General features: G+C 43.4%; 26 protein-coding genes. 15 read left to right on the top strand and 11 right to left on the bottom strand.

The window, feature by feature from the left end; translation table 11 throughout:
• The first annotated feature begins 195 nt into the window (after positions 1 to 195).
• Positions 196 to 1,035: an outer membrane beta-barrel protein gene (locus BGP76_RS08430; RefSeq protein WP_073125004.1), complete on the top strand. Its 840-nt coding sequence runs from the start codon at positions 196 to 198 to the stop codon at positions 1,033 to 1,035.
• A 233-nt stretch (positions 1,036 to 1,268) separates the two neighbouring features.
• On the opposite strand, the gene BGP76_RS08425 is transcribed toward BGP76_RS08430, so the two are convergent.
• Positions 1,269 to 1,682 carry a TerB family tellurite resistance protein gene (locus tag BGP76_RS08425; RefSeq protein WP_119844288.1) on the bottom strand — a complete coding sequence of 138 codons (414 nt, stop codon included), beginning with the start codon at positions 1,680 to 1,682 and terminating at the stop codon, positions 1,269 to 1,271.
• Positions 1,683 to 2,219: 537 nt separating this feature from the next.
• Here BGP76_RS08425 and BGP76_RS08420 point away from each other — a divergent pair.
• The 10 genes from BGP76_RS08420 (at position 2,220) to BGP76_RS08375 (ending at position 12,328) form a co-directional block, all read left to right on the top strand.
• Positions 2,220 to 3,653 carry an anthranilate synthase component I family protein gene (locus BGP76_RS08420; protein ID WP_119844287.1) on the top strand — a complete coding sequence of 478 codons (1,434 nt, stop codon included), beginning with the start codon at positions 2,220 to 2,222 and terminating at the stop codon, positions 3,651 to 3,653.
• Positions 3,650 to 4,216, top strand: coding sequence for an aminodeoxychorismate/anthranilate synthase component II (locus BGP76_RS08415; protein WP_119844286.1), 567 nt, complete (start codon positions 3,650 to 3,652; stop codon positions 4,214 to 4,216). Before BGP76_RS08420 ends, BGP76_RS08415 begins: the two co-directional genes overlap by 4 nt.
• 12 nt (positions 4,217 to 4,228) lie before the next feature.
• Entirely contained in the window at positions 4,229 to 5,224 is a 996-nt protein-coding gene (gene trpD / locus BGP76_RS08410) for an anthranilate phosphoribosyltransferase (protein ID WP_119844285.1), read from the top strand.
• A complete protein-coding gene (gene trpC / locus BGP76_RS08405) occupies positions 5,221 to 6,009 on the top strand; it encodes an indole-3-glycerol phosphate synthase TrpC (RefSeq protein ID WP_119844284.1) in 789 nt (262 codons plus the stop codon). The genes trpD and trpC overlap by 4 nt, the downstream gene beginning before the upstream one ends.
• Positions 6,009 to 6,626: a phosphoribosylanthranilate isomerase gene (locus BGP76_RS08400; protein WP_073124992.1), complete on the top strand. Its 618-nt coding sequence runs from the start codon at positions 6,009 to 6,011 to the stop codon at positions 6,624 to 6,626. Before trpC ends, BGP76_RS08400 begins: the two co-directional genes overlap by 1 nt.
• Positions 6,627 to 6,634: 8 nt before the next feature.
• On the top strand, positions 6,635 to 7,816 hold the full coding sequence (gene trpB / locus BGP76_RS08395) for a tryptophan synthase subunit beta (protein ID WP_119844283.1): 1,182 nt from the start codon (positions 6,635 to 6,637) through the stop codon (positions 7,814 to 7,816).
• A gap of 21 nt (positions 7,817 to 7,837) precedes the next feature.
• A complete protein-coding gene (gene trpA, locus BGP76_RS08390) occupies positions 7,838 to 8,608 on the top strand; it encodes a tryptophan synthase subunit alpha (protein WP_119844282.1) in 771 nt (256 codons plus the stop codon).
• A gap of 129 nt (positions 8,609 to 8,737) precedes the next feature.
• Complete coding sequence (locus tag BGP76_RS08385) at positions 8,738 to 10,159, top strand: HTTM domain-containing protein (RefSeq protein WP_119844281.1); 1,422 nt, start codon at positions 8,738 to 8,740, stop codon at positions 10,157 to 10,159.
• Positions 10,160 to 10,235: 76 nt separating this feature from the next.
• Positions 10,236 to 11,732, top strand: a complete 1,497-nt coding sequence (locus BGP76_RS08380; protein WP_119844280.1) for a peptide MFS transporter — start codon at positions 10,236 to 10,238, stop codon at positions 11,730 to 11,732.
• Between the two features lie 80 nt (positions 11,733 to 11,812).
• Positions 11,813 to 12,328, top strand: coding sequence for an outer membrane insertion C- signal (locus tag BGP76_RS08375; protein ID WP_119844279.1), 516 nt, complete (start codon positions 11,813 to 11,815; stop codon positions 12,326 to 12,328).
• A gap of 108 nt (positions 12,329 to 12,436) precedes the next feature.
• Here BGP76_RS08375 and BGP76_RS08370 read toward each other — a convergent pair whose 3' ends face one another.
• Together BGP76_RS08370 and BGP76_RS08365 are read right to left on the bottom strand one after the other, a co-directional pair.
• Positions 12,437 to 13,006, bottom strand: a complete 570-nt coding sequence (locus tag BGP76_RS08370; protein WP_119844278.1) for a carbonic anhydrase — start codon at positions 13,004 to 13,006, stop codon at positions 12,437 to 12,439.
• Between the two features lie 131 nt (positions 13,007 to 13,137).
• Entirely contained in the window at positions 13,138 to 15,561 is a 2,424-nt protein-coding gene (locus tag BGP76_RS08365) for an ABC transporter permease (protein ID WP_119844277.1), read from the bottom strand.
• Between the two features lie 140 nt (positions 15,562 to 15,701).
• Between BGP76_RS08365 and BGP76_RS08360 the strand changes: the two genes are divergently transcribed.
• Positions 15,702 to 16,928 carry an ATP-binding cassette domain-containing protein gene (locus BGP76_RS08360; protein ID WP_119844276.1) on the top strand — a complete coding sequence of 409 codons (1,227 nt, stop codon included), beginning with the start codon at positions 15,702 to 15,704 and terminating at the stop codon, positions 16,926 to 16,928.
• A gap of 216 nt (positions 16,929 to 17,144) precedes the next feature.
• A complete protein-coding gene (locus BGP76_RS08355) occupies positions 17,145 to 18,008 on the top strand; it encodes a zinc-dependent peptidase (protein WP_119844275.1) in 864 nt (287 codons plus the stop codon).
• Between the two features lie 256 nt (positions 18,009 to 18,264).
• On the opposite strand, the gene BGP76_RS08350 is transcribed toward BGP76_RS08355, so the two are convergent.
• The 4 genes from BGP76_RS08350 to BGP76_RS08335 form a co-directional block, all read right to left on the bottom strand.
• Positions 18,265 to 18,867 carry a bifunctional nuclease family protein gene (locus tag BGP76_RS08350; protein WP_073124974.1) on the bottom strand — a complete coding sequence of 201 codons (603 nt, stop codon included), beginning with the start codon at positions 18,865 to 18,867 and terminating at the stop codon, positions 18,265 to 18,267.
• Between the two features lie 6 nt (positions 18,868 to 18,873).
• Positions 18,874 to 19,830, bottom strand: a complete 957-nt coding sequence (locus BGP76_RS08345) for an electron transfer flavoprotein subunit alpha/FixB family protein (RefSeq protein WP_119844274.1) — start codon at positions 19,828 to 19,830, stop codon at positions 18,874 to 18,876.
• Between the two features lie 43 nt (positions 19,831 to 19,873).
• A complete protein-coding gene (locus BGP76_RS08340; protein WP_119844273.1) occupies positions 19,874 to 20,611 on the bottom strand; it encodes an electron transfer flavoprotein subunit beta/FixA family protein in 738 nt (245 codons plus the stop codon).
• 197 nt (positions 20,612 to 20,808) lie between these two features.
• The gene (locus tag BGP76_RS08335) at positions 20,809 to 21,462 is read right to left on the bottom strand and encodes a hypothetical protein (RefSeq protein WP_147407419.1); all 654 of its coding nucleotides are present in this window, start codon (positions 21,460 to 21,462) and stop codon (positions 20,809 to 20,811) included.
• Positions 21,463 to 21,810: 348 nt separating this feature from the next.
• Between BGP76_RS08335 and BGP76_RS08330 the strand changes: the two genes are divergently transcribed.
• On the top strand, positions 21,811 to 23,610 hold the full coding sequence (locus BGP76_RS08330) for an acyl-CoA dehydrogenase (RefSeq protein ID WP_119844272.1): 1,800 nt from the start codon (positions 21,811 to 21,813) through the stop codon (positions 23,608 to 23,610).
• A 399-nt stretch (positions 23,611 to 24,009) separates the two neighbouring features.
• Here the strand turns inward: BGP76_RS08330 and cas2 are convergent, their stop codons facing one another.
• From cas2 to BGP76_RS08310, 4 genes are all read right to left on the bottom strand, one after another.
• Positions 24,010 to 24,507 carry a CRISPR-associated endonuclease Cas2 gene (gene cas2 / locus BGP76_RS20520; RefSeq protein ID WP_255416077.1) on the bottom strand — a complete coding sequence of 166 codons (498 nt, stop codon included), beginning with the start codon at positions 24,505 to 24,507 and terminating at the stop codon, positions 24,010 to 24,012.
• Positions 24,455 to 24,649 (bottom strand): hypothetical protein, encoded by a 195-nt coding sequence (locus BGP76_RS08320; protein WP_073124965.1) that lies wholly within the window; start codon positions 24,647 to 24,649, stop codon positions 24,455 to 24,457. The genes cas2 and BGP76_RS08320 overlap by 53 nt, the downstream gene beginning before the upstream one ends.
• A gap of 48 nt (positions 24,650 to 24,697) precedes the next feature.
• Positions 24,698 to 25,039, bottom strand: coding sequence for a hypothetical protein (locus BGP76_RS08315; RefSeq protein WP_119844270.1), 342 nt, complete (start codon positions 25,037 to 25,039; stop codon positions 24,698 to 24,700).
• 79 nt (positions 25,040 to 25,118) lie between these two features.
• On the bottom strand, positions 25,119 to 25,361 hold the full coding sequence (locus tag BGP76_RS08310; protein ID WP_119844269.1) for a hypothetical protein: 243 nt from the start codon (positions 25,359 to 25,361) through the stop codon (positions 25,119 to 25,121).
• Positions 25,362 to 25,615: 254 nt separating this feature from the next.
• On the opposite strand from BGP76_RS08310, the gene BGP76_RS08305 reads away from it, so the two are divergent.
• Positions 25,616 to 25,999, top strand: a complete 384-nt coding sequence (locus BGP76_RS08305) for a hypothetical protein (RefSeq protein WP_147407418.1) — start codon at positions 25,616 to 25,618, stop codon at positions 25,997 to 25,999.
• Positions 26,000 to 26,078 lie beyond the last annotated feature (79 nt).

The raw sequence follows: 26,078 nt of genomic DNA, 5'->3' as shown, positions 1-26,078 counted from the left end.
GGGATATGTTAGGCTCTTATATACTTATGCCAAAACTATATTAAAATTGCGAAAGAACAGAAGTTGTTCCTTGATACAATAAATCGAAAGTCTTGAAATTATTATTAATATTACAAAAGTAATGACTCATAGATGAAATATGAGATATTATATATTTTTTTGTACTTTACTTTGAATTAGATTGATCTGATAAGAATGAAAGAGAAACTGGTGTTAGTGGTTTGGGTGATGTTGTGTGCTGTGTCTGCCAAAGCGCAGTTTTGGGTAGGACCTAAAGTGGGAGGGCAGTTGATGACGCCTAGGTATCATAATGAGGCGAGGTTAGATAGTTTTAATACTTCGTCCAAAGTAAATTGGCATGCTGGGATAGCGTTTGATTACTCTACCAAAAGTAATTTTGAAGTGCATACGGAGCTAGTGTACATGCGGGTCAATAACAGAAGCCGTAGTACAGAAGCCTATGAAACACCTTTAAGCGAAGGGGGATATGGTGGACAGTTTGTAGATAGCAGAACAATTAATCATTACATATCGGCTCCACTGATGGCACGACTCGTGTTTTTTAAGGATAGTAAAATTAAGTTGCTGGCACAGCTCGGGCCACGACTGAGTTATTGGTTAGGAGGTACAGGTACGTTGCGTACCGATGAGATATATGGGTTTGGGGATGAGGAAGCTAATTATAATGTGAAGTTTATGGACCTCACTGAAGAAGAATTAGCCAATACAGATATTCCAGGGAAGTTTATCGTGTCTAAACCCAATAGACTACAGTATGCACTGGATTTTGGTTTTGGAGCTATTTTTGAATTTTCTCCTACCAGTAGAGCTATCGTAGATCTCAAATATAGCTTTGGTCACTCATTCTTGGCTTTCAATGAGGGAAACGTACTGTCGGATGCTTTTATCTACGAAGAGGATACAGAGTACCATACCAATATGCTGGTACTGTCCGTGTCATATATGTATGGTTATGATGTGATGCTAAGAAGAAAAGGAAGAAGTACTTCTAAAGTGAAAACCAAAAGGAGATAGCCTTTTGGTTTTCTATACAAACTAGTTTTATTGGTCAGAGTTGGAGTTGAAAACTATGGACTTTAGTGCATCTCGCTTTAGTTTCTACCAACCTCAATAGGAAAACTAGTATTTAGATAGAGATTTGATACTTTTTTGTCTACAATCTAGTTTCTAGCGATCTAAGGTCTTGATTCGGAATGTAGAGAATTTCATTCTCCTATAAACCGATGGTGCTTTCAGCCCATAATGTTTTAGTTGCCCCTCATAGGGACTAGGTGTTCGTCGGCGATGCTTCTTAAGAAATCTCTGTTGGTACTGATGTTGGGGTCACTGTAGATGTAGGCTGATAGATCAGCGATTACACTTGGTTTGTAACCCAGTTTCATAGCGATTTTCTCGCAGAAGTCTATTTCGGATTGGAAGACTTTGCCGTCTACCTTCATCAATTGCACGACATTAAAGAGGTATTCAAACTTAGTCTCAGGTTGTAGGTCATGTAGATCGGCAATAGGGAGTGGGTTGTCTATGATTAGCTCGATTTCGTTGCTCTCCATTCCGTGTAGAGAACCGATGTAGTGTATCATCTTCGCTTCGGGCTCTGCTATGAAATTGTCTACTTTTGATAGACGAACGAGCAGGCTGAGATGTTCAGTGACTTTGGACATGGGTTTCGGTTTAGCGTTTGGTTATCTCGAACTATGCTGCTGCAAAAGTATAGATAAGGCATGGATAGAGTATGGATAGTGTATGAAATCAACATCCTATGCCTTTACGAATTTATACAACTTCTTAAAAATCTAGTGTATTGTGGATGAAATAAATTAGATGATCCATGAATGGCAGTATGGGATAATCGTATTTAAATAATGTTTTAACTTTCCATAGCTGCTATTTCTAGTGGTTTATAAAGGGTTGGGTCTCTCAGGTTTTGAGAGGGAGTACTTTGGAAAAGCTAGACCTATTAAGATGAGGTTTAATGAATGTTGAGCTAGATGATTGAACTTGATCTATAAAAATTTAGACGAAAGTTTTGCACTTTCGTCGGACTAGGATATAATTGCAACAATGAAAATGATAAACAAAAATATGACTTGGTGGTGGTGCATTTCTAATCAGAAGTGAACACGACCTGTGTGTATTTTATAAAAATATAACATTAGCCTTGACGTTCACAGTCAGGGCTTTTTTTTTGCTAAAAATCAATGAAAGAAGTTAAAATATATTCTAAGACCAAGGAGATACTAGGGGATTTAATCACTCCAGTCAGTATCTACCTAAGAGTAAGAGAAAAGTATCCGAATTCTTTTCTGCTAGAGAGTTCTGACTATCATGCCAAAGAAGGAAGTATATCCTATATAGGTTTTCAGCCTGTTGCGGAATTTAGAGTCGAGGAGGATAGGTTGTTTAAGAGGTTTCCAGAGGAAGAAGAGACGAGTGAAGCCTTGGCGGGGGTAGATCTTCGAGAGCAGTTTGTGTCTTTTTCGGAGTGTTTCAAGCCACAGGATGATAAACAGTACTATACCAAATCTGGCTTATTTGGCTTTACGAGTTATGAAGCAGTACAGTATTTTGAGGATATCACTTTTAACCCTTCCAAGCCAAAGAATTTTGAGATACCGCTGATGCAGTACTTTTGCTTCAAGTACGTCATCGCTTTTGATCACTTCCGTAACAAGATATTTATCACTGAAAATAGTGGTGATCCAGTGGAGAGTTATCAGGGAATCGAAAACGTGGAAGATCTCATCTTTTCGTCTAAAACTCCTCAGTTTGACTTTTCGTCTGATGGAGAGATCGAGTCGGATATGACAGATGGTGAATTTAGGGAAAACGTGCTCAAAGCCATCAAGCATAGTCAGTTGGGGGATACCTTTCAGATGGTGTTGTCGCGCAGTTTTAAGACAAGTTATGAGGGGGACGATTTCTTCCTCTATCGGGCACTTCGTAGTGTCAATCCTTCGCCTTATTTGTTCTATTTCGATTATGGTAAGTTTCGCATCTTTGGCTCTTCGCCAGAGGCTCAGCTAGAGGTCAATGAGGGCAAAGCAGCTATCTTTCCTATCGCGGGGACCTACAGACGTACAGGTAGTGACGAAGAAGATACCAAAGCAGCTAAGGCACTCTCCGAAGATGAGAAAGAAACTGCTGAGCATGTGATGCTCGTCGATCTAGCCCGCAATGACTTGAGTATCTCTGGGGATCAAGTCACGGTAGAGAAGTTCAAAGAGATTCAGTTTTTCTCTCACGTGATTCATCTTGTATCTAAGGTGACTACTATTCTGAGAGGAGGTAAATCAGCCATTGATTTAGCAGCGGATACGTTTCCGGCGGGGACCTTGTCTGGAGCACCGAAATACAAAGCCATGGGGCTGATCGATCAATATGATGCAACCGTGCGTGGCTATTATGGTGGGATGATAGGGTTGATGGATTTCTATGGTAATTTTAACCATGCCATTCTGATCCGTTCGTTTTTGAGTCAAGATAATCAGTTGCACTTCAGAGCTGGTGCGGGAGTGGTAGCCAAATCTGACCCAGATAGCGAGGTGCAGGAAGTGTACAACAAAATAGGGGCATTGAAGACCGCTATAGAGAAAGCCAATAGTTTGAATCAAGCCCAAAGAAAAGCGAAATGAAGACCTTAGTATTAGATAATTACGATTCGTTCACCTATAATCTGGTTCATATCATCCGTGAACTCGAAGGAGATGAAAACCTCGATGTATTTAGAAATGACCAGATAGCCTTGGCTGAGGTGGCCAAATATGACCGGATACTACTATCTCCTGGGCCAGGGTTGCCCAAAGACAGCGGTATACTCATGGATACGATCCGTACCTATGCACCAGATAAGAATATTTTGGGCGTATGCCTAGGACACCAAGCGATTGCGGAGTGCTTTGGTGGTGCGCTCTATAATCTGCCTGACGTACTGCACGGTATTGCGACCAATGTCCATGTCAAAGCTGAGGATGCGCTTTTCAAGGGGTTGCCTGAGCAGTTCAAGATTTGCCGTTACCACAGTTGGGCAGTAGACCCTAATCAGACAGGGGATATTATGGTCACGGCTGTCGATGATAATAATGAGGTGATGGCACTGGCGCACAAAGAATATAGTCTTCGTGGCGTACAATTTCACCCAGAGTCGATACTTACAGAGCATGGTATCCAGATGATGGATAATTGGATGAAACTATAAGAGGTCTTAGAGATGAAAGAATTATTAGAGAAACTAACAGGAGGCTATGTCTTGCCCAAGGCAGAAGCACAAGAGACACTGATGAAGCTGGCGCAGGGAGAGTATAATCCTAGCCAGTTGGCAGCCTTTCTGACGATCTATCGCATGCGAGGGATTCAAGCACATGAGTTGTCGGGCTTCAAAGATGCGATGTTGGCGCTATGTGATGCGATCGATTTGAGTGCCTATGACGCCATGGATATGTGTGGTACAGGAGGTGACGGTAAGGATACTTTTAATATATCGACCACTTCGTCTTTTGTGGTGGCTGGGGCAGGGCAGATGGTGTCCAAGCATGGCAATAATAGTGTGTCTTCTAACTGTGGTTCATCTAACTTGTTGAGCCATTTTGGGTACGAGTTTACTGCGGAGGAGTCCGTTTTGCAGAGGAGTATGGAGACAGCAGGGATATGCTTCTTGCATGCGCCACTTTTCCATCCCGCGATGAAAAATGTAGCTCCAGTGCGTAGAGATTTAGGAATCAAGACATTTTTTAATATGCTAGGCCCTTTGGTTAACCCGAGCATGCCAGCCAAGCAGTTGATGGGAGTGTACAGTCTAGAGGTTGCACAGCTGTACCAAGATCTGCACCGCGAAGAAGGTCGTGATTGTGCTATCGTACATGCCGTGGATGGGTATGATGAGATTTCCTTGACTGGTGGTTTTAAGGTGTACACCAAAGACGAAATACTGACTTTTTCTCCAGAAGATGTTGGATTGAAGCGAATCTCTCCAGCCGCGATTTATGGGGGAGAGACCGTAGCGGATTCAGCCAAGATATTTGAACAAGTGCTCAAAGGTGAGGCTACAGCAGCTCAAACAGACGTGGTGCTTGCCAATGCAGGCCTAGCGCTCTATATGGGGCAAGGATTAGGGAGTTTTGAAGAAGGGATAGCGAAAGCCAAAGAGTCTATCGACTCGGGTGCAGCGTATCAGTGTTTTAAGAAGTTTATCCAAGTAGGAAAATGAATGTTTTAGATAAAATAGTAGCTGAAAAGCGAAAGGAAGTTGCAGCGCAAAAGGCTTTGTTCTCCATCGATCAATTGACTAAGATGCCAGATTTTGATAGGTCAGGTATCTCTACGGCTCAGCGGTTGAAAAGCTCAGTATTGCCGGGGATTATCTCGGAGTTTAAACGCCAGTCTCCATCCAAAGGGGTGATTAACGACCGTGTGGATGTGATGAAAGTGGCTAAGGGCTACTGTGAAGCAGGTGCTTCTGCGGTCTCTATCCTTACCGATGAGCCTTTCTTTGGTGGGACGATAGAGGATTTGCAACGAGCGAGACCGCATGTTACTTGCCCGATACTCCGAAAGGATTTTATCATCGATGAGTATCAGATCTATAAAACCAAGGCGATTGGAGCGGACTTGATGCTGCTGATTGCTGCTATTCTGACCAAAGAGGAGATAGCGCACTTTACCAAAGTGGCACATGATCTGGGGTTAGAGGTGTTGTTAGAGATTCACAACGAAGAGGAGTTTCGTCAGGGGTATATTCCAGAAGTAGACATTTTGGGAGTGAATAATAGGGATTTGAAACGATTCAAAACGACGATTCAGAACTCTATCGATCTGTCGGAGGTTCTACCCAAGGAGCAACTCAAAATATCCGAAAGTGGCATCTCCACGACGAAGGATATGGCCGAACTCATAGCAGTAGGGTATAAGGGCTTTTTGATCGGTGAGCAGTTCATGAAGCACGATGATCCAGCCGCAGAGCTTAAGAAATTCATGACAGAAGAGCTTGTGTGATGCAGATCAAAGTATGTGGTATACGACACAAGGAGAATTTGGATCAATTGATCGATTCATCGGTGGATTACATTGGTTTTATTTTCTACCCTAAGTCCAAACGTTTCTTTTTGGATGGTAGCTTGTCGTCGAATGACCTGCGAGCTTTGGACAAGGAAAAGGTAGGCGTGTTTGTTAACGAGCAGGTAGAAGAGGTTCTGACCATCGCCAAGGAATATCACTTAGACGTATTACAGTTGCATGGAGACGAATCCTCCCGTGACTGTGCAGTGCTCAGAGCGGCTGGATATCAGGTCTGGAAGGCTTTTCCAGTCTATGATCATTTGCCAAAGAAATTGGACGAATATACCGAGTATGTGGATGCGTTTTTGTTCGATACCAAAGGGGTAGACCATGGCGGGAATGGCGTCAAGTTTGACTGGTCTGTGCTAGAACAATACCAAATGACTGTGCCACTGATTCTTAGTGGAGGGATTGGCCCAGAGGATGTAGAAAGAGTCCGTGCCTTGGGTATAGAACAGTTGATAGCCATTGATGTCAATAGCCGTTTCGAGATCGAACCAGGGCTAAAAGACGTGGATGTGCTCAAGAAATTTATAAGCGAAACGAAGAAGTAGTAGAAGATATGAAAACTAGTCTGAACCCCGACGAACGTGGGTATTATGGGAGTTTTGGCGGGGCGTTTATCCCCGAGATGATGCAAGCCAATGTAGCTGAGCTGCAAGAGAAATATTTGGATATTATCGGGACTCAGGAGTTTAAGGATGAGTTCGATGTTTTACTCAGAGACTACGTCGGTAGACCGAGTCCTTTGTATTTGGCGACTCGCCTGTCAGAGAAGTATGAAACCAATGTTTATCTCAAAAGGGAGGATTTGAACCATACTGGAGCGCACAAAATTAACAACTCACTGGGTCAGATTATCTTGGCGAAAAAGCTAGGGAAGAAGCGTATTATCGCCGAGACGGGTGCAGGACAACATGGGGTAGCGACTGCTACGGCTTGTGCTTTGATGGGCTTGGAATGTACGGTCTTTATGGGGGAGTTAGATGTGAAACGCCAAGCTCCGAATGTCGGTAGAATGAAGATGCTCGGTGCGCAGGTAGTACCGGTGTCTTCGGGATCGAAAACACTCAAGGATGCGACCAACGAAGCGATGCGGTATTGGATTGCAAATCCTTTCGATACACACTACATCATAGGCTCTGTCGTGGGGCCTCATCCGTACCCAGATATGGTTGCTAAGTTCCAGTCTGTGATCAGCGAAGAAATTAGAAAACAGCTCAAAGAAAAGACAGGCTCAGAACTGCCTGATGTGGTGATTGCATGTGTCGGCGGAGGGAGCAATGCAACGGGTGCATTCTACCATTTCCTGGAGGAAGAAAAGGTACGACTGATCGCCGCAGAGGCAGCTGGTAAAGGGCTCGAATCGGGCTTCACTGCAGCAGCAACCTTCAAGGGAGTGAGTGGGATATTGCATGGTAGCAAGACCTTGTTTATGCAGACCGATGATGGTCAAGTGGTAGAGCCACATTCGATATCTGCGGGCTTGGATTACCCAGGTATTGGTCCAGCGCTGGCACACTGGTTTGAGACGGGACGTGTGGAGTATCAAGCAATCACAGATGAAGATGCTATGCAGTCTGGCTTGGAATTGTGCAAATTGGAAGGGATTATTCCTGCAGTAGAATCCTCACATGCCTTGGCAGTTTTGGACAAGACGAAGTTTGGTGAAGATGAACATGTCGTTGTGAATTTGTCAGGTCGAGGGGACAAAGATTTAGAGACCTATTTGAAATATTTGTAATCGATCATAAGCTTAGAGAAGATGAGTAATAGAATAAATACAGTACTGGAATCACAGGATAATATCTTATCTATCTACTTTACCGCAGGATATCCAAAATTGGATGATACCGTGAAAGTACTGGTAGAGTTGGAGCGTAGTGGAGCGGATATGATCGAAGTAGGGGTGCCGTTTTCAGACCCGATCGCAGATGGGCCAACGATACAACATAGTAATACGGTAGCTTTAGATAATGGCATGTCGGTTCAGTTGCTTTTTGATCAGTTGTCAGGCGTGAGAGATAAGGTGTCTTTGCCGTTGATTATGATGAGTTCCTTGAATCCGATTATTCAATATGGCTTTGAACAGTTTTGTCAGAAATGCCAAGAAGTAGGAGCGGATGGGTTGATCATTCCTGATCTCCCAGTGGAGGAGTATATCAGCGAGTATAAGGATGTCGTGGAGCGCTATGGTTTGCGTAATATTATCCTGATCACTCCTTCATCTACAGATGCCAGGATCAGGTTGATTGACGAACATACGGATAGCTTTATTTACATGGTTTCGTCCGCTGCTACGACAGGTGTGAATAAGAATTTTAGCCAAGATTTTGAAGCCTTTGCTAAACGACTCCAAGCGATGAATTTGAAGAATCCTCTGGTGACTGGTTTCGGGATCAAGGATAAGGAATCCTTTGATCAAGTGACGAAATTTTCGAAAGGAGGGATCATAGGGAGTGCTTTTGTAAAGGCTGTAGCAGAGGGAGATGATGCTGTCGCTTCGACGGCTAAATTTATGCGTGAATTCGCATGATTATTCAATTTAGCCTAATCTAAAAATTATGATTTTAAAATCTATTATTCAGATAGTTATAAGTATCTATTGGTATAATAGGTTTTAGATGCTGTGTCTCTTCGGGAAGTGTTGTGAAATAAGCTAAAAATGAAGCGTTTTTGTAAATATCTAGAGAGGATTTCGATCATGGATCTACGGTCTTTGGCCGTATTTAGGATGTTGCTAGGCGTTTTTGTGTTACTAGATCTTTGGGTGAGATTCGAGGATTTAGAGATGTTTTATACAGACGATGGAGTGTTGCAGTCGGCCGATGTTTTGAAAATGTATGGGTCTATTCATGCATGGTATGGTACTGCTGATTGGCAGTACTTTTTGTTTGGGCTTACTGCACTTTTTTCTTTGATGATTGCACTGGGTTTTTTTACCAAGTGGGCGACTGTTGCTACTTATGTTTTGATAGTGTCATTGCAGCTGCGAAATCCAGCGGTTAACAATGCTGGAGATTTGCTCTTGGCTTGCGTGCTTTGCTTGTCTATCTTTCTTCCTATCGCCAAGGTTTGGTCTATGGATGCTCGCAGAAAACCGACTGACTTAGAATCTCAATTCGGCTTTAGTTCTCCATGGACTTTTTTGTTTCTCCTTCAGTTGATTTTGATGTACTCGATGGCGGGAATGTCCAAGAATAATGGAACTTGGAATTTCGATGGGCTTGGAATTTTTTATAGTATGAATCTTCATACCTATGCCAAGAAGAGTGCTTTATTTTTATTGGATTATTCATGGTTGATGTGGTTGTTGAATTATGCCACCCTTTTTCTTGAACGCTTCCTCTGGTGGGGACTTTTGATTCCCAAGTATCGTGGTGTTATGAGGGCTGTATTGGTGATCTCTTATGTGCTTTTTCATTTTGGTTTGTTCTGGTTTATGGAGCTTGGAATGTTTCCTTGGCTAGGGATGATCTTATGGGTGGCGGTTATTCCTTCTGAATTTTGGGAGTGGTTTACTCGAAGAGATAGATCGAGTAAAATATGGGGTAAGTACAATATTGGATTTCAGTCTCACTGGAGGGGACGCTGGAGTTTGATCGCGGCAAGCCTGTTTTTGTTTGTGATGATCTATAGTGGGATGAGGTCTAAAAAGGTCATTCCGTATCAGACACATTTGTCTCAATTTGTTCGCCAATCTCGTCTTAACCAAAGCTGGAATTTGTTTGGTGGTCCTAAGAAATCTGACGGATGGCTAGTGATCGAAGCACAACTTTCGGATGGGACTTGGGTTGATTTCTTGCAGGGTGGAGATTCGGTCACTTGGAAAAAACCAGCAGTCTGTTCGGCTATGTATCCTAATCACAGACAGAGAAAGTTCTATAAGAATCTACGAACTGGAAGAGGCGTTTCTCGCACGAAATATTTGGACTGGGCGATGCAGTCATGGAACGAAAATCATAGAGAAAATCCTGTTAAAGATGCTGCGATATATTACATGAGTGAGGAGATACTGCCTGGCGGTAATTTTACACCAGTACAGAAGAAACGCCTAGCATATCGAAAGGTCAAAAGCGTTGATTGACCGATTATAAAAAGCTTTTATTATTTCAGGTAAATTCTTACTATTTTGGCGATCGATTACAACCCAAAAAGATAAGATGGAAGATTTGAGAGAAAAGAAATTGTTTGGTCACCCGAGGGGATTGACTGTATTGTTCTTTACGGAAATGTGGGAGCGTTTCAGTTACTACGGAATGCGCGGATTGCTCGTGCTCTACTTGGTAGATGATATAGCCAACGGAGGGTTTGGGTGGAGCCAAGTAGAGGCGCTGTCTCTTTATGGTACATATACAATGATGGTCTACATCATGGGGATTCCAGGAGGAATACTCGCCGATAAATTTGTAGGTCAAAAGAAAGCCGTCATGATAGGTGGTGGACTATTGGTGCTCGGTCATGGTGTCATGGCGCTGCCTGGTGAGATGGTGTTCTATGCCGCGATCACATTGATAGTTCTGGGAGTCGGCGCACTCAAGGCCAATATCTCGACTATGGTGGGACAATTGTATAAGCAAGGGGATCCACGCCGTGACAAAGGCTTTACGATATTTTATATGGGGATCAATCTAGGTTCAGCGTTGTCTTCGCTGATCGTCGGATATGTAGGTCAGGTATATGGTTGGCACTGGGGATTTGGATTGGCTGGTATAGGGATGCTTTTTGGTCAAATTCAATTTATGTTGGGTGGAAAATATCTCGAAGGTATAGGAGAGTTGAAAAAATCAGAATCAATAGAGGAGGCTTTGCCCGATCAATCGGTTCACCTTGCACGGCTTAAACAAAACCCTTTGTCTATAATCGTGATTGCATTGGTCGCAATGCTCGGAGCTTATATTTTTGTGGATGTGAGTTATCTCTTTGGGGTGATGATTATTATCGCATCGGTGTTTTTGGGTGTTGGGATCAATATTTATAAATATGAGCTCAATAAGGTAGAGAGAGATAGAGTAGTGGTGTTATTGATATCCTTTCTCATGGTGATTGCATTTTTTGGTGCATTTGAACAAGCAGGTGGTTTGATGAATCTCTACACAGATCAAAAGACGGACAAAAGTGTGTTTGGGTGGTTTGAGATGACAGCTGCGCAGTTCCAGTTTTTCAATCCAGGCTTTATTCTTTTGTTTGGTATTCCTGTGGCTGGTTTTTGGGCATGGATGAGTAACAAAGGCAAGGAAGATTCTGCACTATTCAAAATGGCTACTGGCAACATGATCATGGGGTTAGGTTTTGTACTCATGGTCGGCGCTACGATCCAAGCGTCGGGAGGGAGTCTGGCGAGTATGTGGTGGATCGTAGGGGCTTACTTACTTCATACAGTAGGCGAATTATGTTTGTCTCCAGTATCGCTTTCTTTTGTGACGAAGTTGGCTCCTGTCAAATATGGGTCGATCATGATGGGCCTTTATTTTGCGATGACAGGTCTAGGTAACAAGGTTGCAGGTCTACTGGGAGAATCAGCTTCACACTTTGGGGAGTATGAGGTTTTTGCTGGGATTGGAATCTTCTCGGTAGTGTTTGGTCTGCTATTGGTCGTCTTCTTGAGGAAACTCAAAAAACTCACTCATGGGGCTGAAGATATTGCCTTAGAATCCTAATTTCTATTGGATTGTTTATAGTTTAATCCTGTGAGATGACTAGTTTTGCTACTAATTAATTCACTTAATAAAATTCAATCATGAAAAAAATATTAGTAGCAATAGCTTTAATAATAACGACAGGAGCAGGCTTACGAGCACAAGAGATAGGTGGTAGAGTAGGTGATGTTGGAGGGAATAATGTTGCAGTTGATGCGATATTCTCTTTAGGCGAATTTAGCAGACTACATGGTAATGTTTCTTTTGGAGTAGACAGACACCCTGGCTACAATGATAGTTTTGGTTTTGGTGCAGATTTACTTTGGGACTTCTTTTATAAGCCATTGACTATTGGTGGAGAGGATGGATTTAATTGGTACATTGGTGCTGGACCATCTATGTTTGCTGGTGGTAATGGTGGTTTCTATCACTATGATGATTATGATGATAGTGTATTCTTATTTGGTGTTAGTGCTGAGTTTGGATTAGAGTATCATTTTGATTTTCCATTGGCAGTAGGTGTAGATGTTAGACCCACTTTTTGGATAGTAGAAGATACATTCATTGAGCCGTTTGGTGCTGGAGTAATGGCGAGATATGTATTCGGACAGAACTAAGAATGACAAGTACCTACTGAACTCATTCAGTAGATGCAAATATTGATAAAACAAAAAGAGGCTCCCCTTCAGGGAAGCCTCTTTTTGTTTTACTGTGAAATAGGAGTTTTAGAATCCAAACTCTACTTCGCCAGTCGATAGGCTGTAGTAGCCAGAGACTAATTCCAAGCCATCATTTTTTACCGCATTTTTGATAATGTCTGATTTTTCAAGCAAAGTCGCGATCGAGTGATTTGCATTTTCTTTGATTATATCCGTTACAGGAGCATCTTTGCCGAGTTTGTCAACCGAAGGCTGGATGTAACTCACGAGTTTGTTTAAGTTGGGGCCATTGTCTCCGCCAGCAACTGCTGCACCGACTGCACCACAACTTTCATGTCCCATAGATACGATTAGTTTAGTCCCCAAATGCGCTACTGCGTATTCTATACTAGCAATAGTCGAAGTGTTGGCTACATTACCAGCTACTCTGAGGACGAAGAGTTCTCCTAGTCCTGTATCGAATGCGAGCTCTGGTGCAACACGGCTGTCTGCGCATGACAGGATGATTGCATAAGGGCTTTGACCTTGAGTCAGGGGCTGTCTTGCATCTTGGTTTTGTGTGGTGGCCGTTGGTTTACCTGATACGAATCTGGTGTTACCGTCTTTTAGTCTACTAAGTGCTTCTTGTGAATTCATTGGTCTAATATTTTATTTGCTGTTAACTACGTAGGAAATTAACTCAAAGGTCGCAAAAAATTTGTCTGTTTGAGTTAATTAATTGAAGTCTAATGATATTCTAATATTGTGAGACTCATGACAGTGTAGTTCTAATCTTGTCTTAACGCTTCGACTGGATTTTTCAATGAAGCACGGATGGTTTGAAAACTAATGGCAACCGAACCGATCAAGAAGACGACTAGAGTGGCGAGTATATAGGTCCAAGGACTGACGCTGAGACGACTCGCAAAATTCTGTAGCCAGTAGTCTGTAGCAAAGTAGGCCAAAGGCCAAGCGATCAGTGTGGAAACCGCAATCAGTTTAATGATTTCCGTAGATAGTAGTTGAACGAGAGATTGGGTGCTTGCTCCTAGGACTTTGCGGATACCTATCTCTTTTTTGCGAATCGCCAAGGTGTAGGTGATGAGACCTATTAACCCCAAACATGCAATGAATATTGATAGCACAGCAAATACCAAAAAGACTTGGCCTGTGGTAGATTCAGATTTATATAGTTTTTGATAGTCCTCATCAAAGAAAAAATACTGAAAGGGCTTGCCATAACTGTGGTCATACCAAGTCGATTCTATGTAACTAATTGTCTCATTTACGTTGTTTGTCGTGTTGATTTTGACAATAGCATAACCTTCGAGGTTGCCAGGCATCAGTGTCAGTATAGTAGGAGGAATCTGTCGATGTAGTGATTCAATGTGGTAGTCTTCTACGACTCCAATTATCGTCAAGTAGTCTATGCTACCATCCCGGTTTTTGTTGATAAAACGTTTGCCAAGTGGCTCATCATATCCTAGTGATTTGACAGTCGCTTCGTTGATCACTACTGCATTCGAGTCGCTGGGATAGTCTCTAGAGAAGAACCGCCCCTGTGTCAATTTCAGCCCCATCAATTCCCCATAGCCATAACTCACATTGTTTTGATATAAAATATAGGGTAGCTCAGGCTCTTCTTCTTTGATGAATGCATTGTTGTTGTAGCGATCCTTGCCTGGTATAGAGACGGAGTTGGCTACTGCACTGACGTTTGGGTTTTGGAGTATACGCGTTTTAAAGAGTTCGAGATTGGCTCGTAGCACATCTGGACGCCTGATGACGACTACTTGTTCTTTATCAAAACCAAGGTTTTTAGTCATCATATAGTTGGTTTGGCTGTAGACGACCACCGTACCGATGATAATCACGATGGATGCTGTGAACTGCACGATCACCAACAGGTTTCTCAGCCAGCCTGATTTGACTCCTGAACGGTAGCTGCCTTTGAGTACTTGTGCTGGTTTGAATGCTGCCAATACAAATGCTGGATAGAATCCTGCCAGTATACCGATGACAACTGCCAATCCGAACATGATGAGCCATGCGATATAGTTAGTCGTCATGTCTATCGACAGCTCTTTGCCAATGAGGGCTGTAAAGTAGGGCATGAGGAACACGATCAATATATAAGCTACAGCAGTTGAGAGTAAGGATAGGATGATGGACTCGAAAATAAATTGAAAAATTAACCCTTGTCTAGACGAACCCGATACTTTGCGAACCCCGACTTCCTTGGCACGCGAGGAGGACTGTGCTGTGGCTAGGTTGACGAAGTTAATCACAGCAATGAATAGTAGAATGATAGCGATCAGGCTATAGATGTAGATATATGAGATGTCACTGTTGGCCTCCAACTCACTGTCTGAGTCAGAGTAAAGGTGAATGTCTTCTAGGGGCATGAGGTAATAACGAAACGAATTGCCTGACGCGCCGAACTCATCCATCGTGATTCCTAAGAACTGTTCTATTTGAGGCCCCATGTATTTGGTGACCATAGTTTGCATTTTGGATTCAAAGTGCGCTCGATCTGCATTCGGGTTCAGTGTGAGGTATGTGTAGAAGTTATGTGATACCCATTGATTGTTGTCCCAAAATTTATAGGTGCTAATCGAGCCTAGCATGTCAAAATGCATATGAGAGTGATCAGGAATGTCTGCTAGGACACCTGTGACGGTATAGAAGATAGTGTCTTGTTCTACGGTGATTTTTTTACCCATGGGGTTTTCATCCCCAAAGTACTTTTTCGCATAGGATTCGGTTAGTATCATGGACCTGGGATGAACCAAAGCCGTTTTTTGGTCTCCCGCTAGTAAGTTGAAATCAAATACATCGAAAAAGCTGGAGTCCGCAAATAGTACGCCGTCTTCGTTGAATTTTTTGTCTCCATAGCCGATATACCAGGCACCACTTTCTTTGACCCGAGTTACTTTGTCGACTTCTGGGTAGTCGTTGACGAGCGCCTTTGACATAGGAGAGGCGGAGACAGCCATGTCCATGCTTTGTCCCATGGCTTGTCCAGCGACATGCACACGGTAGGTGTTTTGAGCGTTGCTATGGAAGGTGTCATAGCTTAGTTCATTGTATATGTACAAGGATATAAAAATGAAACTGGCGATACCGATGGCAAGACCACTGATGTTGAGGATGAAGTAGCTCTGGTGCTTCTGGAGGTTTCTTATCGCGGTGATGTAGTAGTTTTTGAGCATGTTGTTTGCGTTTTAGCTGGATAGCCAGTTCTTCGTTGCTGGCGTTTAAAATCCTATTTTGTTCATTGGACGAAGTTGACCTAGCTTTTATTACAAGAGGAGTTAAAAATTAATGGAAGGGATTCTATCTTAGCGATTAGATGAGCAAAACAAAACACTGGAATATCTTAGTTCCGAATGGAGCAGGGAAAGAAGAGTTGATCAAGAAACTGAGCAGTCAGTCAGTGATCTTACCTGATGTCAATGGCAAAGAGACCGTACTTTATTCTGCCATAGCACTTGCCAAATATATCAGGGAGGAAGAAGTGCATGATATATATGAAGTAACCAATGATAGAGGGCAGACGCTCAAGTCTATGTCTAGCGGTGAGCGAAAGCGTGCTTTGTTGGCACATATCCTCAAAAGTAAGCCTAAGGCTATCGTACTGGACAACCCGCTAGATAGTCTTGACATAGCAGGAAGAGAAGCGTTGATGGTGCAGATAGAGGTGCAGTCTGATACTGTATCTATGATCAATGTTGTCAGTCGTAGGCGTGATTTTCTAACCTTTGCTGATGAGAGTTTGTGTTATGAGAATGGGCAACTGATTCCTCTCGTCGCTAATACGGAGGGTAGCGTAGAAGTTAATTTTGACCAAGAAATCCCTGCGCCGATCAGTCCAGTGGTATTGAACGAAGAGGTGCTTATCTACATGAAAGATGTGAAAGTCTCCTATGGTGACCGTTGTATTTTGAAACATATCAGTTGGGAGATCAAGAGAGGAGAGTTTTGGCAACTCAAAGGTCCCAATGGCGCAGGTAAGACGACGTTACTTACGATGATCACGGGCGATAACCCAAAAGCATTTGGTCAGGATATTCGTTTGTTTGGCTATCAGAAGGGAAGCGGGGAGTCTGTTTGGGATATCAAACGAAATATTGGATACTATACTTCTACGATGACCTATGAGTTTTGGCGAAACCAGAGTATCGAGTATATGATCATATCAGGGTACTATGATTCTGTGGGACTCTATGATAGACCTACAGAGCTGCAGCGCAAACGCACAGAGGCTTGGCTGGATTTGATCGGTCTCAAAGAAAAGAAAGATAAGCCATTCGTAGATTTACCGATAGGATGGAGGCGACTCGTACTCATCGTTCGGGCGATGGTCAAGCACCCGCCACTGTTGATATTAGATGAACCGACCTCTGATTTGGATGATGCCAATACAGGGCTAATGACTGCTCTGATCAATAAGATCGCTAAAGAGAGTAATACGGCCATTCTCTACGTATCGCATCAGGATGAGCTAGGACTCACTCCTGACAAAGTCTATCATTTGCTCCCGAGTGAGACCGGTTCTGTTGGTAGCGAGGAGGCTTGATGGGTGTTGTTCAGGTTTTACTTAAAGAGCCGAATCACATACGAGTATTTAGACAAAAACGTGATGCTCTTATGTCTAAAACCTAGTGTCTAGTCATCTAAGGTCTTGATTCGGTGATGTAGAGATTTTTATGTCCCATTAAGCCTATCGAATTTTCAGTCCATAGTATGGTAGAGTTTAATTTTGAATTGTACAATTTCGGATAAAATTTGATTTATGCAGACTTCATTTACTACACGACTGTTTTTAGGGATACTCTTTTTTGTGGGGATCATCATGGGGATTGGCGTGTACCAAGATGCTTTGGGTATCGTTTGGTTCTTGGTCGTATTAGGTATGATGGCTGGCTTGCTCTTTCGGTCTTACCGTATAGCACGTAGTGCAGCCGTTGCTTTCAATCCCCAGTGGCGTGAGGTATTAGCTTACAAAGTTAGTTTTTATCAAGATTTGGATCGTTCAGATCAGGCGGTTTTCGAAGAGCGAGTTGCTGTTTTTTTCTCTACTATTAAAATCACGGCTGTAGATTTTGAGTTGGATGATGAGTGTCGCCTTTTGGTGGCGGCTAGTTCTATTGTGCCTTTTTGGGATTTGCCCCGGTGGCAGTATGGGGCGTTACAGGAAGTGATTGTGTACTCGGGGCACTTTGATGAGAACTATCAGATCAGTGAAGATCATCATATATTAGGTATGGTTGGTAGTGGGGGCAATATGGATCATGTGATGCTGCTGTCCAAACCTGCTTTGTATTCAGGCTTTGACAATAAAACCAACAAAAATCATGTCGGCTTTCATGAGTTTGCACACTTGCTTGACAAGTCGGATGGTGATGTAGATGGAATCCCAGAGCTCTTTCTGCCAAAGGAAATGGTGAATCCGTGGACTAAACTGGTGCATCGTGAGATTGGCCGGATCAAGGCCGATGAATCAGATATTAATCCCTATGGAGCCACCTCGGATGCTGAATTTTTTGCAGTGATCTCAGAGTACTATCATAAGCGTCCTCATCTGTTAGAGAAAAAACACCCTGATCTATTCAAGATGCTTCAGATGATCTATCACCCGCAGATTGTTGAGGGGTAAACTCGGTAGACAGGTTCGATGCTTTATTCCAATCATTCAAATTAACCTCAAGGGCTTATAAGAGATGGTTATTCACGAAAAACAATCATGAATTTCGAACAATGAATAATGAATCTTGAATCACGAAGTAATCCTCGATCTCTCACCAGAAATACGGATTGATCCGTGAAGTCCGGGTTTACTAAATAACAGCGAGAAACAAAAAAGCCATTTATCAGTGATAAATGGCTTTTTATTTTTTGTATCAACAGGAACGTTAATTCCTGCGGTTGAGTTCGTCTCTTATTTTAGCGGCTTTTTCATAATCCTCTTCACTCAGGGATTGATCTAGCAACTTTTGGAGACCATCTATGCTTTGGTTTTTGAGATACTCTGGAGATCCTATAGGCGCATCCTCTTCCTCCTCGTCGGTAGTGACCATCGTGTCGAGTTCTTCTTCGAACTCATCTGTCACGACGATTCCGGCTTCTTCTATGACCGATACGTGGGTATAGATTTCAGCATTGAACCGTATGCCTATCGCGATGGCGTCAGAGGGACGAGAGTCGATTTCTACGGTTTTCCCTTGGGCATCTTCGCAGATGATCCGTGCAAAAAAGACTCCTTCGCGTAAGTCAGAAATTAAAATTTGTTTGATGCTGATATTAAAATTCCCCGCAAATGACTTAAACAAGTCATGGGTCATGGGTCTGTTGGGTGTGATCTTTTCTATTTCGATGGCAATGGCCTGTGCCTCGAACATCCCTATAATTATCGGCAACCTTCTTTTTCCATGGCTCTCGCCTAGCACGAGCGCAAACGAACCCGATTGCGCGTGACTAGATGAGAGGCCGATGATATCTAACTTAATTTTCTCCAAACTGTATTAACTATTTATCGCTTTTAATGCTTCCGTCAATTTTGGTACTACTTCAAAAGCATCTCCTACTATACCGTAGTCTGCCGCTTTAAAAAACGGTGCTTCTTCGTCTTTGTTGATCACAACGATGACCTTCGAAGCATTGACTCCAGCGAGATGTTGGATCGCCCCTGAAATTCCGACCGCAATGTACAAAGAAGGAGCCACTTTAATACCCGTTTGACCAACATGTTCGTGATGAGGTCTCCAATCCATGTCCGAGACAGGCTTGCTGCATGCAGTAGCCGCACCGAGTGTCTTGGCTAGGTCTTCGATCATGCCCCAGTTTTCGGGGCCTTTGAGGCCTCTACCTCCTGATACTACGATCTCTGCTTCTGGCAGTAGTACATCTCCTGTTGCCTTTTCCTGCGAGAGGATTTTGACTTTGAAATCACCCGCTTGATCATCTGGCGTGAAGGCTTCTATCGTAGCTGTACCACCATCTTCTTTGATGCTTGCTGCATTTTTTTTGATACCTATCACACGTTTACCTTCTGTGAGGTCGACATGAGCAAAAGCCTTACCTGTATAGATGCTTCTCTTTACCGTGAATCCATTGGAGGTATCAGGCAACTCTACCACTTGACTCGCTAGGGAGGCGTTCATTTTGATGGCGAGTCTAGCTGCTACTGGATCACCCAGTGAGGAGTTGGCCAGCACGACTGTGTCTGCTGATTCGTTGGCTGCTGCTTTGGCGATTGCAGAGGCATAGGCTTGGATATTGCCTTCGTTGTATTTGGCATCACTGACATGCAAAATCTTCGTTGCGCCTGCTGCACCTGCAGACTGTAGTGCTGCTTCGTCTGCTTGTCCAAACGCAATGGCCGTCACTGCTGAGTCTATGCCTGAGGCATAACTGACTGCTTCGAGTGAAGTTTTCTTAACGGCTCCTTCTGATATTTCTATAAATACTAATACTGACATTTCTTTTTTGGTTCTATGTTTAACAATGATTCTAAAGGATGGATCAAATGACCTTCGCCTCGTTTTTTAGTAGATCAACGAGTTCGGATACCTTGTTCGCATCGATCATTTTTACCGCACCTTTAGCAGCGGGTAGTTCATAGTTATTCAGTTTCGTTCGTGCGCTATCGTCAGAAGGCTCGACTACATGGAGTGGTTTGGACCTGGCCGTCATGATACCGCGCATGTTTGGGATTTTCCACTCAGCTATAGGCTCTTGACACCCCAGTACAAGCGGTAGTTCTGCCTCTAGGGATTCCTTACCTCCTTCGATTTCACGGGTCATTTTAGCAGTAGTTCCGTCTATATCCAGTGTCATCACAGGCGATAGACACGGGATACCCAAAAGCTCCGCGACCATGCCGTGTACTACGCCACTGTTGAAATCTATGGATTCTCTCCCCATCATGATTAGGTCGTAATTCCCTTCTTTGGCAATCGCAGCGATTTGGTTCGCTACAAAGAATGAATCCTTCGGGGCTGCATTGACACGAATGGCGTCATCTGCTCCTATCGCTAGTGCTTTGCGAAGCGTTGGTTCTGTTTCGGCTTCTCCTACGTTGATGACAGTGATGGTGCCACTGCTCTGCTCTTTGAGCTCCACGGCGCGAGCCAGTGCATAGTCGTCATAAGGTCCGATGATGTATTGTACACCTGTTTTGTCAAACTGGGTGTTGTTGTCCGTGAATGCGATTTTGGAAGTCGTATCAGGTACGTGTGTGATGCAAACCAGTATTTTCATGCTATTTTGTTTTGATGTTATTGTTGTTGAATAATTTAGTTTTCAAGAATCAAAAGTTCCTTTACAGTCTGCGTATTGATTCCATCTCTCTATACCTCTAATATAGTAATTCTAAGAAAAATCTAGTCCAATTGGTCAGAGACAAATGCTTAGAATGGCTAGGATACTCGAAGTATACGGAAAGCAAAAGGGTGTGATCACTTTCGAAGGATCACTTGGTCTTCGAATAGACTGTTGACGATTCGTTTTGAGTATTCACTTACCTCAAAGGTCGCTCTGTACTCAGGGTCGATCTGATAGTGAGATATCCAAACTAGACCACTACCATCGAACTCGTTATAGTCCATGATGTAGTAGAAGTTGGCTTCCAGTACACCATATATGTCATGGGAGGGCTTTTGGGATTCTTCGTATCTGATTTGAAAGTACTGCCCGAATTTGTAAATGCCCTCTGTATATTGCTGGAGCTCGTCATCACTGATGTCTTCATTATCTGTGGAGATATTGTCTATCAGTGCGGTAGTAAGGATACCATCAAACCCCAAAGAAAATAAGTATCTCTTGAGGTGATCTGGGTCTATAGGACCTTCTAGCGCTATGTTGTATACCTCATGTCCGGCTATTGCTCTTATGCCTTTGCTTTTGAAGTTACGAACGGCATTTTCTTCAAATCGGATGTTAGCGCGTGTAGAGTCTGTGAGGCCAAATACGGCTATTTTCCGAAATTTTCTGGATTCAAATTGATCTTGCTCCCATACTGCATCTAGCACGAGTTCTTTCGAACTCGTACACCCGTACATGGAGAGACAAATGAGCAACGAGAGTTGAATGATGGTTGAGTCTTTTGACAAAGTCTTAGGGTTTGATTATTCAGATTCAATATATGACGAGGAGCTTTAATTTAAAAGAAACCTTATTTATTATAAAGTTGTTTTTTTGAGAAGGAGCCTTGTTTATTGGTCAGAGTTGGCGTTAAAGCTATGTGCTTTAGAGCATCTCGCTTTAGCTTCTAGAAGCTAGTGTCTAGCGATCTAAGGTCTTGATTCGGGATGTAGAGAATTTCACTCTCTCCTAAACCTATGGTACTTTCAACCCATAGTGGTTTAGTTTTTAGCTAGAATATGCAAAGGAGAATGGCAGTTTTATGTGCTGATTTGTTAACTTCATTCTTCATATCTTTTTTTATTAAACGCAGTACAATGGCAGAACACTATTCTCGTAGAAATCTTGAGTTTTTATTGACAGAAGTCTTTGACATTGAGGGTGTACTCAAGTTGGGGGTTTACAAAAAACATGATTTGGATAGTATCCGAATGATGCTGGATGCTGCTGATCAGTTGGCTCAAAATGAATTACACCCTTACTTTAAGGAAATGGACCAACAGGAACCTAGGCTCGAAGGAGGGAAGGTGAAGGTACACCCTCAAGTGCGCAGCATGATGAAAAAATTCGGAGAAGGTGGGTGGATTTCTGCCAGTTCAGGACCTGCGTTTGGAGGGATGGATTTACCCATAATGATTAGCTCAGCGGCGAATTATATTTTTGGGGCGGCTAATTTTTCTGCGAGTGTCTTTCCACAGTTGTCGACTGGTGTAGCTAGGTTGATAGAGCATTATGGCTCTGACTTCCTAAAGCATACCTATGTGCCCAACCTCTACAACGGTGCATGGCAAGGGACCATGGCGATGACCGAGCCGGATGCTGGCAGTTCGCTGTCTGATCTGAAAACGAAGGCTGTGCCGATCAATGAAGAGAATGAGATTTTTAGGATCAAAGGTCAAAAGATATTTATCTCTGCTGGAGATCACGATGGCGTAGGGAACGTCATCCATCTCGTGTTAGCACGAATACAGGATGCTCCAGAGGGTACCAAAGGCTTGTCTTTGTTTTTGGTGCCGCAGAAGATGACCAACGAAGAGGATAAAATTGTACTTAACGACATCAAGACATCTGGTATCTATCACAAGATGGGCTATAAGGGTACCCCGATAGTTCATTTGTCGTTTGGTGACGAAGATAGATGCTATGGCTATCTGTTAGGTGAAGCGAATCAAGGACTAGCGCAGATGTTTCAGATGATGAATGAAGCTAGGATAGGTGTAGGGCTGAGTGCCGCTGCGATAGCTTCAGCTGCCTATTATACTTCTCTCAACTATGCGAAGGAAAGACTGCAAGGCCGTCTCCCTGATGAAAAAGATGTATCCAAACCCCAAGTGCCCATTATCAAACACGCCGATGTGAAGCGCATGCTGCTACAGCAAAAAGCGATCTCGGAAGGCTCTTTGTCACTATTGATGAATTGTGCGAGATATGCTGATATCATCAAAGGAGGGGGGGTAGAAAGCAAAGAAATTTATCAATTGACGCTGGATCTTTTGACGCCTGTAGCTAAAACCTTTCCGAGTGAGTATGGGGTACAATGTACCGCCAATGCAATTCAGATTTTTGGAGGGGCAGGGTACTGCAAGGATTTTCCAGTAGAGCAATATTACAGAGATATCAAAATTCACACACTGCATGAGGGAACTACAGGGATCCATGGATTGGACTTGTTAGGTCGTAAAATTATCATGGGAGGAGGGATCGCCTTTAGGGCATTTACCGAAGAGGTGACGAAGACGATCAAGAAGGTAAAACTGGAGATTCTGGAGTTGAATAAGTATGGGGAAAGACTAGGAGATGCTTTGTTTAGGTTGCAGAACGTAACGATGCGTCTCTCGACCATGGCGATGAAGGAGAAAAAGGAAGTCTTTATGGCCGACGCTACACTCTACTTGGAACTATTTGGTTTGGTAGCAGTGGGTTGGCAGTGGCTGTTACAAGCGATCCCTAGTCAGATAGCTGTCAACGAAAACCGTGGAGACGAATTCTACGAGAGCAAGCTCTACACCATGCGTTACTACTTCGAATACGAATTACCCAAAACAGAATCGATTATTACCAGACTCAACAGTTCTGATAACCTTTTGGTAGAGGTGCAAGATGAACATTTGATTTAGCCGTTGTGATTGGTTAACGAATTGGTATTTTTAACAGCTCCGCGCGCATAGTGGTTTCGACAAAGACGGTTGTGATTGGTTAACGAATTGGTATTTTTAACAGCTTGATGAGAATGTAGACGGTTTAACACGTCGTTGTGATTGGCTAACAGATTGGTATTTTTAACAGCACAGGTAGGTGTAACTATCTGTGCTGTTGTGTTTTAAGGGGTAGTTGGGCGGTGAAAAAGGCTGCTAAAACCCGACAGATTTTCAAAAGCCTGTCGGGTTTTTTATTGATTTGTGTCCCTTGTTCTCGCTCGCAGCGAGGACAAGGGATCAATCCGTGTCAAAGCTGTCTGCCGAATTTAGGGAGGCATTGAATATCTCTCAATCTGATCGATTGACCTAGGACAATGATCAAAAAAGGGACAGTTGCTGCGGTACGGCAGGCAATTCCTTTTCCTTTTTGCCAAAGTAGAGTTCCATGTTGCCGAACTGTTTGTCGGTGATCACCATAATGCCCACATAGCCATCGGGAGGCAGGTTCATCTTGACACGTTTGATGTGTACTGCTGCGTTTTCTCTACTGGGACAGTGGCGCAGGTAGATCGAAAACTGAAACATCCTAAATCCGTCTTTCAATAACTTTTTTCGGAAGCTGGCCGCATTGCGTCTGTCCTTTTTGGTATCGGTCGGGAGATCAAAAAACACCATTACCCACATGATTCTGTATTGATTTAGACGATGGGTTTGTATCTCTCGGGGAGTTTGAGCTTGTCTCGTTTGCCCATCAGGCAGTCCGCCAGGCTGGCAGTCGTGTACTGCATGGCGATCATAAGTGGGCGTCTTTCTTTGCCCAGCATCACATCGATGGTGGGGAGCTGGAGCAGGTGTTTTTTGAGATCGTGATGCCATAGTGGTCGAGTATCGCTACGCCTACGTCTTCTATAGGGATGGTGACGTTCTCTTTTTCCCCTTCGGGAAACCGTATGACCAGCTGCTGGTCTTTGGTGCTGAGGTAGGCGGGATTGCCAAAGTATAGGGTTCGTTTGATCATGGGTTTAGGGTCTTGGTTATTGTTTTATATAGTAACCCTCCAAGGGTTCTAAACCCTTGGAGGGTTAGGGGTTTTCGTTGACGATTCTAATTTGATCTGGTCGGGATAGATGATGTTTTGTTGATGAAAAGATCTGAAAGCTTCTGTGCTACCAAACCATTCGATAATCTCCTGTCGCTGTAGGCGTGTGGGCTGGTTACTAATTAGTGCGTTATAGGAGGAGTGAGGCCAGTCGTCGTACTGCTTGCCAAATCGATGGTGAATAGGATTGTGATGGATGCCCGCCTTCCGGACGGACAGGTAGTGAATGACCTTGGTGAGGTAGTCGTTGCTGGTGATTTCTATTCTTTTGAAATTGGGTATGAACAAGCTGCCTCGGCGGTTGTACATTTTATTATAGGCTTGCGTATAGCTGTTGAATAGGTGAGAGAACTGTCTGCTGATGGTGTTAGAGAACCCTCCAAGGGTTTCAACCCTTGGAGGGTTGGGTTGGCTGCTTGGTATGGATAAGGTGTAGCACCTTATTCTCATCATAAACCCGAACCAAAGCATGAAAATGATTGGGCATCAGGCAATAGCTGTAGGTGCTAGCGATGGGTTCTATATACTTGACCCACTGGCGCAGAAAGTAACGATAGTTTTCGTCTGAGCGGAAGAGGTTTTCCGAGCCGTTGGCGTGGTTGTAGACATGGTAGTAGGTTTCGGGTTGCATGGATCGGACAGTTAAACTAATGCTAAAAGTGGTGAATCAAAAATTGTAAAGCCATTTTAGACAGGATAGGCGTGTGTTTTGATGTTGTGACTTTTCTAAAGTCCGATCATCTGTCTCTCGAGATCTTGAGTCTTTTGGGTTGGCTGCTATGGACTACTTTGTAAAAGATGGTGGGCGATTTAGGACGACTAACTGAGAAACTATTTCTGAGTCTTGTCTTGTCTTTGGTTTTTTTCAGCAGCATTTTTGCGGCGATGCATATCATCAAACACATATTGATCTATCTACTGGCGCTCAATACGCTGGCGAGTACACTGGCTGTGCCGTTGATCTATATGGATTTTGGGATGCGTCAGGACTACATCGCAGAGGTGCTCTGTATCAATCGAGACAAGCCTATGCTCAACTGTGATGGAAAATGCTACCTCGCCAAAAAACTACAAGCTGCGCAGGAGCAACAGGAGCAAGAGAACGAAACGATCAACATCAAGTCTGCGCCTGTTTTCTTTGCTCAGATACAGGAGGCAATTGCTTTTGACAAGCACATCGGCCTACTCCAGAACACTTATCAAGTGCTGCCCGGCATCTTGAACTATACGGCTTATCTACAGCAAATCTTTACTCCACCTCGGGGTTGAATTGATTATTTATTTTTTGTGGGAAGGATTGTTGGCTTAGTGATAACGGCTGACGGTTTTAGTTTGGTTCTTTAGTCAC

This window comes from Reichenbachiella sp. MSK19-1 (genome assembly GCF_003590315.1).
GTDB lineage: Bacteria > Bacteroidota > Bacteroidia > Cytophagales > Cyclobacteriaceae > Reichenbachiella > Reichenbachiella agariperforans.
This window is presented reverse-complemented; position numbering and strand designations above follow the sequence as displayed.

Excerpts from the sequence above, each read along its gene's own strand:
- BGP76_RS08355 (WP_119844275.1), top strand. The coding sequence starts at position 17,145 with ATGCAGACTTCATTTACTACACGACTGTTTTTAGGGATACTCTTTTTT.
- BGP76_RS08320 (WP_073124965.1), bottom strand. The coding sequence starts at position 24,649 with ATGATCAAACGAACCCTATACTTTGGCAATCCCGCCTACCTCAGCACC.
- trpD (WP_119844285.1), top strand. The coding sequence starts at position 4,229 with ATGAAAGAATTATTAGAGAAACTAACAGGAGGCTATGTCTTGCCCAAG.
- BGP76_RS08360 (WP_119844276.1), top strand. The coding sequence starts at position 15,702 with ATGAGCAAAACAAAACACTGGAATATCTTAGTTCCGAATGGAGCAGGG.
- BGP76_RS08400 (WP_073124992.1), top strand. The coding sequence starts at position 6,009 with ATGCAGATCAAAGTATGTGGTATACGACACAAGGAGAATTTGGATCAA.
- BGP76_RS08430 (WP_073125004.1), top strand. The coding sequence starts at position 196 with ATGAAAGAGAAACTGGTGTTAGTGGTTTGGGTGATGTTGTGTGCTGTG.
- BGP76_RS08345 (WP_119844274.1), bottom strand. The coding sequence starts at position 19,830 with ATGTCAGTATTAGTATTTATAGAAATATCAGAAGGAGCCGTTAAGAAA.
- trpC (WP_119844284.1), top strand. The coding sequence starts at position 5,221 with ATGAATGTTTTAGATAAAATAGTAGCTGAAAAGCGAAAGGAAGTTGCA.
- BGP76_RS08375 (WP_119844279.1), top strand. The coding sequence starts at position 11,813 with ATGAAAAAAATATTAGTAGCAATAGCTTTAATAATAACGACAGGAGCA.
- trpB (WP_119844283.1), top strand. The coding sequence starts at position 6,635 with ATGAAAACTAGTCTGAACCCCGACGAACGTGGGTATTATGGGAGTTTT.
- BGP76_RS08370 (WP_119844278.1), bottom strand. The coding sequence starts at position 13,006 with ATGAATTCACAAGAAGCACTTAGTAGACTAAAAGACGGTAACACCAGA.
- BGP76_RS08425 (WP_119844288.1), bottom strand. The coding sequence starts at position 1,682 with ATGTCCAAAGTCACTGAACATCTCAGCCTGCTCGTTCGTCTATCAAAA.
- BGP76_RS08420 (WP_119844287.1), top strand. The coding sequence starts at position 2,220 with ATGAAAGAAGTTAAAATATATTCTAAGACCAAGGAGATACTAGGGGAT.
- BGP76_RS08310 (WP_119844269.1), bottom strand. The coding sequence starts at position 25,361 with ATGCAACCCGAAACCTACTACCATGTCTACAACCACGCCAACGGCTCG.
- BGP76_RS08415 (WP_119844286.1), top strand. The coding sequence starts at position 3,650 with ATGAAGACCTTAGTATTAGATAATTACGATTCGTTCACCTATAATCTG.
- BGP76_RS08315 (WP_119844270.1), bottom strand. The coding sequence starts at position 25,039 with ATGTACAACCGCCGAGGCAGCTTGTTCATACCCAATTTCAAAAGAATA.
- BGP76_RS08340 (WP_119844273.1), bottom strand. The coding sequence starts at position 20,611 with ATGAAAATACTGGTTTGCATCACACACGTACCTGATACGACTTCCAAA.
- BGP76_RS08365 (WP_119844277.1), bottom strand. The coding sequence starts at position 15,561 with ATGCTCAAAAACTACTACATCACCGCGATAAGAAACCTCCAGAAGCAC.
- BGP76_RS08305 (WP_147407418.1), top strand. The coding sequence starts at position 25,616 with ATGCATATCATCAAACACATATTGATCTATCTACTGGCGCTCAATACG.
- BGP76_RS08380 (WP_119844280.1), top strand. The coding sequence starts at position 10,236 with ATGGAAGATTTGAGAGAAAAGAAATTGTTTGGTCACCCGAGGGGATTG.
- trpA (WP_119844282.1), top strand. The coding sequence starts at position 7,838 with ATGAGTAATAGAATAAATACAGTACTGGAATCACAGGATAATATCTTA.
- BGP76_RS08330 (WP_119844272.1), top strand. The coding sequence starts at position 21,811 with ATGGCAGAACACTATTCTCGTAGAAATCTTGAGTTTTTATTGACAGAA.
- BGP76_RS08385 (WP_119844281.1), top strand. The coding sequence starts at position 8,738 with ATGAAGCGTTTTTGTAAATATCTAGAGAGGATTTCGATCATGGATCTA.
- cas2 (WP_255416077.1), bottom strand. The coding sequence starts at position 24,507 with ATGGCATCACGATCTCAAAAAACACCTGCTCCAGCTCCCCACCATCGA.